The organism is Facklamia sp. 7083-14-GEN3 (assembly GCF_024742075.1).
In the GTDB taxonomy this organism is placed as follows: domain Bacteria; phylum Bacillota; class Bacilli; order Lactobacillales; family Aerococcaceae; genus Facklamia.
Genome location: NZ_JANSGD010000001.1, coordinates 531,441 through 544,100 on the forward strand (window position 1 = coordinate 531,441; position 12,660 = coordinate 544,100).

At 35.5% G+C, this 12,660-nt stretch carries 13 protein-coding genes and 1 pseudogene; 13 read left to right on the forward strand and 1 reads right to left on the reverse strand.

Annotated features, from left to right (window positions below):
• The first annotated feature begins 52 nt into the window (after positions 1 to 52).
• The 11 genes and pseudogenes from NW240_RS02520 to NW240_RS02565 form a co-directional block, all read left to right on the forward strand.
• A complete protein-coding gene (locus NW240_RS02520; RefSeq protein WP_258435876.1) occupies positions 53 to 697 on the forward strand; it encodes a DUF937 domain-containing protein in 645 nt (214 codons plus the stop codon).
• Between the two features lie 136 nt (positions 698 to 833).
• Positions 834 to 1,325, forward strand: coding sequence for an aromatic acid exporter family protein (locus tag NW240_RS02525; protein ID WP_258435877.1), 492 nt, complete (start codon positions 834 to 836; stop codon positions 1,323 to 1,325).
• A gap of 25 nt (positions 1,326 to 1,350) precedes the next feature.
• On the forward strand, positions 1,351 to 2,340 hold the full coding sequence (locus tag NW240_RS02530) for an MsnO8 family LLM class oxidoreductase (protein ID WP_258435878.1): 990 nt from the start codon (positions 1,351 to 1,353) through the stop codon (positions 2,338 to 2,340).
• Positions 2,341 to 2,424: 84 nt separating this feature from the next.
• Positions 2,425 to 2,688, forward strand: coding sequence for a YkvA family protein (locus tag NW240_RS02535; protein WP_258435879.1), 264 nt, complete (start codon positions 2,425 to 2,427; stop codon positions 2,686 to 2,688).
• 129 nt (positions 2,689 to 2,817) lie between these two features.
• The gene (locus NW240_RS02540; RefSeq protein ID WP_258435880.1) at positions 2,818 to 3,609 is read left to right on the forward strand and encodes a Cof-type HAD-IIB family hydrolase; all 792 of its coding nucleotides are present in this window, start codon (positions 2,818 to 2,820) and stop codon (positions 3,607 to 3,609) included.
• Positions 3,610 to 3,620: 11 nt separating this feature from the next.
• On the forward strand, positions 3,621 to 4,700 hold the full coding sequence (locus tag NW240_RS02545; protein WP_258435881.1) for a M42 family metallopeptidase: 1,080 nt from the start codon (positions 3,621 to 3,623) through the stop codon (positions 4,698 to 4,700).
• Between the two features lie 152 nt (positions 4,701 to 4,852).
• Positions 4,853 to 6,361 (forward strand): DUF1846 domain-containing protein, encoded by a 1,509-nt coding sequence (locus NW240_RS02550; RefSeq protein ID WP_258435883.1) that lies wholly within the window; start codon positions 4,853 to 4,855, stop codon positions 6,359 to 6,361.
• 127 nt (positions 6,362 to 6,488) lie between these two features.
• Entirely contained in the window at positions 6,489 to 7,640 is a 1,152-nt protein-coding gene (locus NW240_RS02555) for an NADH-dependent oxidoreductase (RefSeq protein WP_258435884.1), read from the forward strand.
• A gap of 66 nt (positions 7,641 to 7,706) precedes the next feature.
• Positions 7,707 to 8,099, forward strand: coding sequence for a helix-turn-helix domain-containing protein (locus tag NW240_RS02560; protein WP_258435885.1), 393 nt, complete (start codon positions 7,707 to 7,709; stop codon positions 8,097 to 8,099).
• A gap of 276 nt (positions 8,100 to 8,375) precedes the next feature.
• On the forward strand, positions 8,376 to 8,558 hold the full coding sequence (locus NW240_RS08560; RefSeq protein ID WP_396134556.1) for an IS3 family transposase: 183 nt from the start codon (positions 8,376 to 8,378) through the stop codon (positions 8,556 to 8,558).
• Between the two features lie 15 nt (positions 8,559 to 8,573).
• Positions 8,574 to 9,104: pseudogene (locus tag NW240_RS02565) on the forward strand (IS3 family transposase); the annotation flags it as partial.
• Between the two features lie 65 nt (positions 9,105 to 9,169).
• Here the strand turns inward: NW240_RS02565 and NW240_RS02570 are convergent.
• Positions 9,170 to 10,510, reverse strand: coding sequence for an MATE family efflux transporter (locus NW240_RS02570; protein WP_258435886.1), 1,341 nt, complete (start codon positions 10,508 to 10,510; stop codon positions 9,170 to 9,172).
• Positions 10,511 to 10,687: 177 nt separating this feature from the next.
• On the opposite strand from NW240_RS02570, the gene NW240_RS02575 reads away from it, so the two are divergent.
• Both NW240_RS02575 and NW240_RS02580 read left to right on the forward strand, forming a co-directional pair.
• On the forward strand, positions 10,688 to 11,554 hold the full coding sequence (locus tag NW240_RS02575; protein WP_258435887.1) for a hypothetical protein: 867 nt from the start codon (positions 10,688 to 10,690) through the stop codon (positions 11,552 to 11,554).
• Positions 11,555 to 11,647: 93 nt separating this feature from the next.
• Entirely contained in the window at positions 11,648 to 12,643 is a 996-nt protein-coding gene (locus tag NW240_RS02580) for a D-2-hydroxyacid dehydrogenase (protein WP_258435888.1), read from the forward strand.
• Positions 12,644 to 12,660 lie beyond the last annotated feature (17 nt).

Sequence of the window (12,660 nt, forward strand, 5' to 3'; positions counted from 1 at the left end):
TTTAAATTTTTAGGTTATGCTTGGTTTAATAATAAAAAAGGAGTTGATCGTAATGGGCTTATTTGATTCATTGAATCCATTAGATATGTTATTACAAGGTTCTAAGGCACAAAGTAATAAGAATTTAGCGAATAAAGCAGGTTTAGACTTAGGAGACTTTGGTAAAATAGCTACTATTGGCTTGCCAATCATTTTATCAGCAATTAATAAAAACACTCAAACACCTGAAGGGTTAGAATCCTTTAATAATGCTTTAAACAAGCATGAGGATATTAAGGACTACCAATCAGTTGACCAATTAACGGAAAACGTTGATCCTCAAGATGGTGATAAGATTTTAGGTCATGTGTTTGAAGATAAGCAAACCATTATCGGTCGCATCGCTAATACTTTAGGTATGTCTGAGAATGCTGTTAAGCGGACTTTGATTGTAGTGGCTCCTTTAATATTAAAATATATGGCAGATCGTAAGAAGACCAATGGACTAGATAAAGAGGGGCTTCAAAAAGAAGCGAATCAGACTTATGAAAGAGTAAATTCCTCTTTAAAAGAGCGTGGTGTAGCCCAAACTAATGGAGGAAATATAATTGATATGATTCTCGGTAATCAAGCTGCTGATACCAATAATCCTGATCAAAATGATAAAGCTAATGGATTAGAAGGTATCTTGGATGGTATTTTAGACTTATTTAAATAAATTAAAAAAAGTTCGCTAAAATTAGCGAACTTTTTATCTTAAATCTTCTTAAAAGCATATTGGCCTGAGGAATAATGAATATTTAAATAAGCCGTGCTATAATATTGCTATCTATTTAAAGAGGGTGGTAGGTAAATTGGTTTTTTCAAAATCGCCAGTCGGTATGCGCACTTTTAAAACAGCTATTGCTGTTTTTATCTGCATTCTTTTTTCTTTTTACGTCCTTAAAATCAGTCCTATGCTTTCATGTATTGCAGCTATTTTTTCACTTAGACAGGACTTAGAAAGTAGTTATATTTTTGGCAAGGCCAGAATCATAGGTGTACTTTTATCGGGTGCGGTAGCTTTGCTATTTATTTATTTATTTCCAATATCTTCCAGTCAAGACGAAATATTGATTGGACTCGTTCCAATAGCAATTATTCTCTATATTACTATCGCTAGTCGCATTCATTTACAAAAAGGAATCATAACCGGATGTGCCACCATGTTAGTTATTTTTTTTAATATACCTGTAAATAATCAATTAAGTTATACTCTGATTCGTTTATTTTCAACAGTCATGGGAGTGGTAGTGGCACTAATCATTAACTATCTTCTTCCCAGCTCATCAGATAAAGATTATTAGTAAAATATTTTATAAGGAGTCTAAAATGAAATTAGGAATTCATGATTTATTACCACTAAATGAAGACGAATCCACTCAAACAAGGTATGAAAAGACTATAGAAATGGTTAAAAAATTAGAAGCTCTCGGTTATGATCGCTATTGGGCTTCTGAGCACCACGGGATGTCTACCGTAGCTAGTTCTGCTCCAGAAATTCTACTGGCCTATTTAGCTGCTGTTACTAAACAAATTCGTCTAGGAACAGGCGGGACGATGATTGTAAATTATTCTCCATTAAAAATCGCTGAAACATTTAAAACCTTGACTTTATTGGCACCAGATCGAATTGATTTTGGTATTGGAAGAGCGCCAGGAACTGATCACAATGGTATGATGGCCCTTTCACAGGGCAATTCGATTGATTTTGACCATTTATATGATAAAGCTCAAGTTATATTAGACTATATGACGGATACCGTTCCCAAAGGATTTTATGGGCTGACTCAAGCTATTCCAGTCAAGACGCGGACCATTGCTCAACCTTGGATGTTAGGATCATCTGGACAGTCAGCAACCAAAGCGGGACAAATGGGACTGGGCTATTCTTTTGCTAAGTTCTTTGGGGTAGAAACGGAAGCTTCTGTATTTAAAGCCTATCGCGATCATTTTCAACCGAGTGAATTTTTCCAAGAACCCAAAGTGATGGTTTCTTATAAGATTATTTTAGCTGATTCAAAAGATGAAGCCGATTACTGGGCAAAACCTTCTGAAATTGCTCATATTCGCAAAAATAATCTTCCTTTGATGTCCTTTGAAAGAGCTCAAGCCATTGATTTAAGTTTAGAAGAAAAAGCTATGTTAGATGAAAAATATCAAAGAAGATTTATGTTAAAAGGTACCCCAGAACAAGTAGGAGAGATTCTTCATGAAGAAATTGAACGTTTGGGAATTGACGAATTAATGGCTTATATGCCAATACCAGATCAAAAAGCACGCCTCCATTCTTATAAATTATTGGCTGAGCTTTTTAAATAATCTCAGTCTCTAGTTGGATGGAAGGATGTCTATAATCCTTTAAGATATATTTGTAGGTTGTAGCCAAGAGAAAGAAGTGATTAAATGAAAAAGAAACAGATAAAATTAACTTTAGCTGAAAAATTCCCACTCTTTTTAAAATCTTTTTTTAAGAGAGAAACGCCAATGTTAGCCAAAGTACTCATTCTAGCAACTTTTTTATATGTCTTACTACCTACCGATTTGTTGCCAGATTTTTTAGGTCCTCTAGGTTTCATTGACGACGCTTTATTACTTCCTTTGATGGTTAATAGTGTGGTCAAGCTTCTACCAAATCAAATGGTACAACAAGAAGTCAAAGCCAATTAATATTAATAACTAGCCAATCTCACTTAAATTTAAGTGAGATTGGCTTTTTTACTTGGAATTTATTTTAAATGGTATTTAAGGTATACTGAAGCAAGTGATGATAACAAATTATGAAAGTAAGGTGAGGCTATGTTTAAGTTATTTCTATCCGATTTAGATGACACATTATTGGATCATAATAAGAATTGGAGTTCCGATTTTGAACAATTCAGAACCACTTTAGCAAAAAAAGGTGTCGCTTTCACATTAGCAACCGGTCGTTCAGCTAAGGCTGTTCAACCGATTATTGATGAATTAGATTTAAAACTTCCTTATGCGACTTCTAATGGCGCAAATATTATGTTAGAAGGTAAAGTTATCCAGTCTTTTAGCTTTCCTATTGGTCCTTTACGTCCTTTAATTGAGGTGGCTTTAAGCATGGGGCTAACTGTTGTGTATGTTGTTAATGGAGAAGAGTTTGCTTTAACGGAGACAGAGTTTATTCGACATGAATTGAAAGATAACTTTACCGAACAAATTATTCGTCCAATTAAGCCAGAAGATTGGGCCAGCATGAAAGTCGATAAGTTTTTAATTGTTGATGACCATCCGGAAACAGGATTATCTCGACTCCATGCTTTAGTTAATAATCTAAAACCAGAGTATCGATACCTTACTTATTCAGACTGGGCAATGGATATTGTAGCAGCAGATGTTAGTAAGGGTAGAGCCTTGCATTGGATCGCTGATTATCTAGGAATTACCAGCGATCAAGTGATAGCTGCTGGTGATAACCACAATGATATTGACTTATTAAAAGAAGCGGGGCGTAGTATCGCTGCTCTTAATGCCTTAGACGAAGTTAAACGAACAGCCATGATTACAGCTAAGAAAAATTATGGCGATGGCATTATTGAAGAAGTTCTTAAAATTTTGGAATAGGAGAGAGTAAAGTGAACTACCAACAGTTAATTCATGATTTAGTAAACGCAAAAGGAGCACCCGGCTTTGAAGATGAAGTCTTGGAGGTTCTATATAATTATAAAGGTTCCTATACCATGCAAAGTGACAATCTAAAAAATGCCTACTATAACCTCGATCAGCTAGACCCTCATAAACCCACCTTAATGTTAGATTCTCACACTGATGAAGTGGCTTTCATGGTCAAAGCGATTGACGAAAGAGGATTAATTCATATACAAGCGCTAGGTGGTTGGTTAGCAGAACACGTCTCTGCTCAGCATTATTTAGTTCGTGATCGTCTAGGCAATTACCATCCGGGTATTTCAACATCTAAACCAATTCATTTCATGACTGCCGAAGAAAGAGCCAAAAAGATAACTTTAGCTGATTTAAAAATAGATGTCGGTGCAAGTAGTCGTCAAGAAGTGATTGAAGATTTCAAAATTACAATTGGTCAACCGATTGTGCCTGCCACCGAATTTGCTTTCAATGAGCGCAATCAAGTAATGTTTGGTAAGGGATTTGATAATCGAATTGGTGTAGCTGTTTCAGTGGCTATAATGAATGAGATGCAAGATTATCTTAAGGATTTACCATTTAATCTAGTAGCAGCTTTTGCAGCCCAAGAAGAAGTTGGTATGCGTGGAGCGGTTGTAACAAGTAAACGTGTAAATCCTCAGATGGCTTTAGTGTTTGAAGGGACTCCTTCGGATGACTTTACTGCTGATCAGTACTTGGAACAAGCTCGTTTAGGAAGAGGCCCTCAATTACGCTACCGAGATAACTCCTATATAGCCAATGAATGGATGCTTAAGCGCTTTAATCAATTAGCCAGTGAAAACAATCTTCCCCTTCAACATGCGGTAAGAGAGGGCGGTTCAACCAATGCGGGTTCTATACATCTTTCTAACCAAGGAGTGCCTGTAGCTACTTTGGGTACTCCGACGCGTTATGCCCATACTAATTATTGCTTCTGTTCTTATAAGGACTTTGAAAATACTGTGAAACTTAGCCTAGCTTTCATTAAGAATTTAACAGCAGAGAATTTTAAGCAATTTGAATTGAAGTAAGCAGTAAATTGTTTATAAAAGGTACAATAAAAATTTAAAACTGAACGTTCAAAATTTTTTGAGTCGTTATTGGCTCTTTTGATAAAGAAAGTCTTTAGTCTCACCTAAAGATTTGTTAGAATACTTTGTATGTGATGAAAGGGGTTGGGACGATGCAAAAATTAGGTTTCGATAATGATAAATATCTCAAAGAACAATCTAAATATATCTTTGAGCGCCTTGAGAATATTGATAAACTCTATTTAGAATTCGGTGGTAAATTAATCGGTGATAAGCACGCTAAGCGAGTATTACCGGGTTACGATGAGGACGTTAAGTTAACCCTTTTGACTAAGCTTAAAGACCGTGCTGAAATTATTATTTGTATTTATGCCGAGGATATTGAACACCATAAAATGCGTGGCGACTATGGCATTACCTACGACCAAGAAGTTCTACGCTTAATTGATGAGTACCAAACTTTAAATATTAAAGTAAACAGTGTCCTATTAACTAGATATAAAGGACAAAAAAATGCCACTGTTTTTAAGAAAAATATTGAAAACAGAGGAATTAAAGTGTACTTACATGAGGCGATTAATGGTTATCCAACGGATCTGGAAGTTCTCTTCTCAGAAAATGGTTTTGCTAAAAATCCATATATTGAAACCACTCAACCCTTAATCATAGTGACAGGACCCGGGGCTGGATCAGGTAAGTTAGCAACTTGCTTGAACCAACTTTATCATGAACATCAAAAGGGGATTAAGGCTTCTTATGCTAAGTTTGAAACTTTCCCCGTTTGGAACTTGCCACTAAAACATCCAATTAATGTGGCTTACGAAGCAGCTACTGTTGATTTAAATGATATCAATGTTCTTGACTCTTATCATTTAGATGCTTATAACGAAATGGCTGTCAATTATAATCGCGACATGCAAATGTTCCCAGTTATTCGCCGTATCTTAGCCAATACCACTTCACCGAATTTAATCTACCAATCTCCTACAGACATGGGTGTCAACCGGATTAAGTCGGGAATTACTAATGAAGAGGTTGTTAAAGAGGCGGCTCAACAAGAAATTATTCGGCGCTACTTCCAAATTGAACAGGATTATAAAGTCGGAATTGTGGATGAAGAGGTCCGTTCGAAGATGCACTTATTAATGGAAGAGAGTGGACTAACAGCTGAAGACCGGCTTCCGGTTGTAAAAGCTCAAGCCTACGCTCAGTCGGTTAAAGAACGCTTCCCACAAGAAGAAAACCCAGCAGTCATTGCCATTCAATTAAGCGATGGACAAATGATCACTGGTAGACGAACCGAATTAATGGATGCACCAGGAGCAGCGATTATGAATGCTTTAAAGACCTTGGCCGGTATTTCAGACCAAATCGATCTTTTGGCTCCAATGGTTTTACAAACGATTCAAAATCTTAAAGCGAACAAACTACAAAGTAAGCATCCCATCTTAACTTTAAACGAATTACTGATTGCCTTGGCGATTTCAGCGGTAACAAATCCAACGGCTCAAGCAGCCTATCAAGCATTATCAAAATTAAGTGGAGCACAAGCACATTCTAGTATTATCCTATCGCAAGATACTAAAAACCAATTACAAAATTTAGGGATTGATATTACTTGCGATGCCGTTTTTGTTTCACGTTCATTAAAGGGAAATTAGACTCAAATAGTGATTAATCAAATCTTCTACTTATTGAAGCTCTCAGTAGGTAGAAGCTTTTTTATTGATAATTAAACACATTATGTAATAATTTAGAAGCATGAAAAATAAAATTAGGAGGTATAGGATGAAAAAATTAACAGATTCCATTCGTTTAAGACACGGTGCACAATTAACTAATCGCATTGTTCAGCCACCGATGAAGACTTTTTCTGGATTAAAAAAAGGATTTAATAGTCAAGAAACCCTGGACTACTACCAAAGAAGGTCGCAATCAGCGGCTATGATTATCGCTGAATATCATTATGTTTCACCAGAAGGAGGTCCAGCTAACCGTTTAGGATCACCTGAGCAATTGGCTGCTTTTTCTGACGATTATTTACCTGGTCTAAAAGAATTGGCCAAAAGAATAAAATCCAAAGGTAATAAAGCCATTCTACAAATCCACCATTCGGGTTACCAAGCTCATCAAAGAGCCAGCGAAGGTTTACCGGTGTATGGTGTGTCAGCTGTGGATTTAGATTTTCTAGACCATGAAATTGTGCCCTTAAGTATCGAACAAATTAAACAAATCGTAAAAGATTTTGGCCAAGCTACCAAACGAGCGATAAAAGCTGGTTTTGATGGGGTTGAAATCCACGGTGCTAACCACTATTTGATCCAACAGTTCTTTTCTAAAAACACCAACTATCGCAAGGATCAATATGGCGGTTCTTTAGAAAATAGGATGCGCTTTGCCCTTGAAGTAACAGATGAAGTGACTCGAGTTGCCAAAGATTTTGGACCAGAAGATTTTATTGTAGGATATCGGATTTCCCCAGAAGAAATTCATGGGCAAGATATCGGCTATAATGCTGAAGAAGCAAGAGAGTTAGTGGCCGCATTACAGCCTTATGAGCTCGATTACTTACATTTATCTCTTTGGGGATCTTATGATAGTAAACCAAAAGATAGCCAACAAACGTTTTCAGAAATCTTTCAACCGGTACTGGATGAAGAAACATTGCTTGTTTTAGTAGGAGGCGTTTTTGATGCTGATTCTGCCCAAAGAGCATTAGATTACACAGACTTAGTAGCTATCGGACGTGGTACCTTAATAGAACCGGACTTTGCCTTAAAGATTAGTCAAGGACGTCCTGAGTTTATAAATTCGCATATTTCAAAAGAAATATTGACCGATCTAGCTTGGCCAACTGGCTTATATGAAGCTTTTACTTCTCCTCGTTCAACTCTACCGCCTATCCCAGGTATGCAAGAAATGTTAAAAGAGCTTCAATAAATAAAAAGAAGACTGCTGTTTATGTAATGAACCCCTAAATCCGGACTCGGATAGAGGGTTCTTTTTATGTCTAAATATTCAAAAGGGTTTAAAATCAAATTAGTGAATGAATATCTTGATGGAACGACCGGTGGTCGTGATTTAATAGCAGAAAAGTATGGAATTCCATCTTCTACAGTTAGAAATTGGATAGAGATGTATGAAAACCATGGGTTCGAAGGATTTAATAAAAAGCTCAATAAAATAGAATATAGTGGTGAATTTAAGTTGTCTGTCATAAAATATAGGCAAATACATGAATGTTCCTATCGAGAAGCTGCTGAAAAATTCGATTTACCTAGCGGATCGCTGATATGTAATTGGAATCGAATTTATCAAAAAGAAGGTTTCTCAGGCTTGAACAAACAAAGCGGAAGGCAGAGAAAAAATATGACAGATAAAAGAAAAAAAGAAGGCTGATCATCAACCTTTAAACGAAAGCGAACGAGAAGAACTCATTCGCTTAAGAGAAGAAAATAGACTCTTAAAAATGAAAGAGCTCTATGAAAAAAAGTTATCAGCCTTGCTTCTAGAAGAAGAAGCCGAAGCAAGTAAAAGACGCAGATAATTTTAGACTTACTTGAAAAACACCCTCAAACTCAAATAATTGAATGGCTTAAGATTAGTCGATTACCTAAATCAAGCTTTTATGAGTGGAAGAAAAAGTTCAAGCTAACGATTGATCCGGATGCTCAAATCAAGCAGGAAATTAGAAATATTGTTAAAGCGTCCAAAGGACGTTACGGATACCGTCGAGTCAGTCTAAAGTTAAGAAAACTGGGGTATATTGTTAATCATAAGAAAGTTTTGCGAATTATGAGAGAAGAAAATTTTCTTTGTAGTAAGTTTAATACTCGAAGCAGAAAATACAGCTCATAAAAAGGAACTGTCGGTAAAATCGCAGACAACATCGTTGCTCGTCAATTTAATGTTTCGGCAGCCAATAAATTATGGTTAACTGATGTCACCGAATTTCGTTTATCGGGTCAGGAAAAAAGACTGTATCTTTCACCTATTTTAGATGCGTTTAACGGAGAAATAGTCACTTATAATTTAAGTTATAAACCTGATATCCGCATGACAAATACGGTGTTAGATCAGGCTCTTCAAACAAGAAACATTGAATCTAATTTAATCATTCATTCGGATCAAGGCTTTCACTACCAGCATAAATCATGGATGTCAAAACTCACAGAAAATGGCGTCACTCAAAGCATGTCTCGAAAAGGAAATTGTTTGGACAATTCTCCGATGGAGAATTTCTTCGGAATTCTTAAACAAGAGATGTTCCATGGTGTCACATTTAACTCTTATGCTCATTTAGAGAAAGAAATTAAAAGTTATATCCGTTGGTATAACGAAGAAAGAATTAAAGCAAAATTAAACGGCTTGTCTCCTATTGAATACAGGATACAAACCGCTTAAAAATTAAATATTAAATTTTTGTCCGTGTTTTGGGGTGCACATCATTATTAGCGGCAGTCTTCTTTTTATGAAATTTGATGAATCCATTTTTTGGATTTTACTCTGAATAGGCCAATCACTAATTTGGTGACTTCTTCAGTAGCGGCTAACATCACAACCCATTGAATAGGGAAGTTAAGAACAGCCGCTCCTAAGAAGGCTAGAGGAACACCAACTAACCAGACAGAACCCATTTCTAAGAAGAGGGAATACTTAGTATCGCCTCCACCTCTTAGAACGCCAACAATTAGAATCGAGTTAACAGCTTTTAAAATAAAGACAAAGCCCATATAATTTAAAAGGATTTTACAAAGTTCATAAACATCAGGAGTTAAATTTGGAAATAGCTGTAGACTAATGGATGGGGTGACGGATAAGAAAAGCCCCACAATAAGTGCGATAACTGCGCCCATTTTTAGAAAGCGAATGGCGTGAGGATAGACAACATCCATGACGCCTCGTCCAATTGTATTTCCTAACATTATTGTACATGCATTGGAGAGACCACGTATTAAAACAAAGGCTAAGTTTTGGATGGCAAAAACAACTTGAATGGCTGCTGTTTCTTTGGTCCCAACCATGGCATAAGCCACGCTATAAAGCACTTGACCGAGTCCCCAAAAAGTTTCATTAACAATTACAGGGAAGGTTATACGCAAGAAGTTTTGAATAAAGTCGCCTTTAAAATTAAACATCTCTTTAATAGGTCCATTAAGCGGAGAATCGTAGCGACTGACTGTGTAAAAAATAACTAACAGTTCCATTAATCTAGCAATAATTGTACCTACTGCTGCTCCTACTACACCTAATTCAGGGAAACCAAATTTACCAAAAATGAAGGCATAGTTGAAAAAGGCATTAAAAACAAAACCAACTATAGCGGCTGTTAATGGCGAACGAGGGTTTCCTGTTGAACGAAGGGCCACACTATTAACAAAGCTAACTCCTGTTAAAGCATAAGACCAAGCAACAACGCTTAAGTATTTTGATCCTTCAGCAATAACGGCAGGATCATCAATCATTAAACCTAGAATTTTTTCTGGTATAAACCAAGCCAATAAGGTGAACAGACAAGCTACTACAAAGGTGATTAAGCAAGAGAAAGCATTAACCTTTTGTAGCTTTTCCAAATCACCCCGTCCATGGTATTGAGCAATCATAACCGAAGCTCCCGTTGCGGTACCAAAGCAAATCATAGTGAAAAAAAAGAAGACTTGATTTGCCAAGCCAACTCCTGCGATTGATTCCGGACCAAGTGATGAAATCATCATGGTATCTAAAGTATTCAAAAAAGAAACAATTAAGCTTTGTAAAGAGATTGGAATCGCGATGGCTAACATTTTACGATAAAAATCTTGATTATTCATAAGACACCTCACTTTAAACTGTCATTCTATTATACCTAATTTTAAGAAAAAAGCTGTAAGAATTTGATGAGAATTATTAGACTACTAAATCCATTTATCTTTAGTTCAATAGATGACAAAAGCATAAATTTTAAAATTTATGTTAGAATAAAGTAAAAACGAATAAGGATGTAAACTATGTCAACTATAAAAGAACAGTTCTATCATTTTATTACTACTGAAAAAGACTATCCAAAAATTGATCTTAACCAAATAATAAAAGAAGAAAACGGTGATATATTAAATGATTTCAATACTAAAGATCACGTTAAAAAGATCACTCAAAGGTTAATACAAAATTTTCCAAAAGGTAAGGAAGAAAAGCAGATACTTTTAGCCTATGAGGATATTTTAAAAATAGAAGTCGACGACTTACTAATAATACTGAAGGAATCATCAAACATTTCAAAAGAGACCAAGACATTTAAAGCTTTGACCCAGACTGAAACTATTTTAGTTACTCCTGAAGATAGATTAATCGAGTTAAAACAAATAGGTCTAGATCATCTTATTCTCTTAATTGAAACAGGATCCGATCCGATATTAAATTTTCATAATCAGAAACTTTCGATTAAGCAAAAAGGAATTGCTCTTAAGCGTTTAGAAAAATTAGGCATAGACTACTCAATCGGTTTCGTTTTAGGATACGGTGGCAGCAACTTATCCGAAAAACATACTATTGAATCGGCTAAATTTTTAAACAAAACTCGAGCTAAGGTAGTTTTTATGATGACTTATCAAGAAGAAAACATCAATGATCTAAATGAAGAACAAAGAGAAGAATTTCAAGTATTAAGTGATCGTCAAAGCTTAGAGGAGACTTTGTTCTTTTTAAACCACCTACGGTTAGAAACTTTCTTGGATGGAAGTCATTATTCCAACACAGTAGCTCTAAGTGGAAATATTCCTGAGGATAAAGATCAATTAATTAAGCGCTGTGAAGACAAACTTTTTGAATGGGAAGAAAAACCTGAAAGTTTGCTAGGTTTTTTGAAAGATTTATAAGCTAAAATAGTTACAGAAACAAAATATTAATTTGTGAAAAACTTTTAATAAAAAAGATAAATAAATTTTTCTAAATGAAGAAGGATTGATGGTATGTATAAAATCATAATGTTTGACGTAAGAGAAGAAGAAGAAATAATTGCAAAAGAATGGGCCCAATCACATCAGGTAGAACTCACCCTTCGTAATCACTCACTTGGAAAAGAAGATTTTGACTATATAAAGGAATACGACGGAATTACCATCTCTCAAGTAGCGCAGGTAGACGATAGCTTTTATGAAAAATTAGCCAGTTTTGGCTTTAAACAAATTGCCCAACGTAGCGCTGGTTATGATATGTATGATTTAGCTAAAGCAAAAGAAAAGGGAATTATTATTAGCAATGTGCCAATCTATTCACCTGAATCAATTGCGGAATGGACTGTTTTAATGGCAGGAAATTTAATCAGAAAGTATGACCTTGTTCAAGATAAGGTTAAACAGCATGATTTTACTTGGGGACCTCCAATGCGGGGGCGTGTAATCGGAGATATGAGGGTTGCTATTATTGGAACAGGTAACATAGGAATAGCTACAGCTAAAATATTTAAAGGGTTTGGTTGTGAAATAGTGGGGTATGACTTGTATCCTAAAGATAACTTAGACCATTTATTAACTTATGCTGATACTATTGACCAAGCTGTCTCTAATGCAGATGTCGTTTCATTGCATATGCCTGTTACCGATCAGACGTATCATCTATTTAATTATAAACAATTGAAGAAGTTTAAAAAAGGAGCTTATTTATTAAATATGGCACGTGGGGCTATTATTAATTCAAATGACTTAATCAAAGTTTTAGATGAAAACCACTTAGCTGGAGCTGCTCTAGATACCTATGAAGATGAGAGTCATTATGTGGGGAATGACCTTAAGAATAATAAAATTGAAGATGAAGTTTTCATTCAAATATTAAACCATCCTAAAATAATCTATTCGCCACATATTGCTTTTTATACCGACCAAGCTGTTAAAAATTTAGTAGAAGGTGGACTTAATGCCACTTTAGATGTTTTAAAAACAGGAACAACAGATTATCGAGTGAATTAAAAAAACTCTGTTAAACA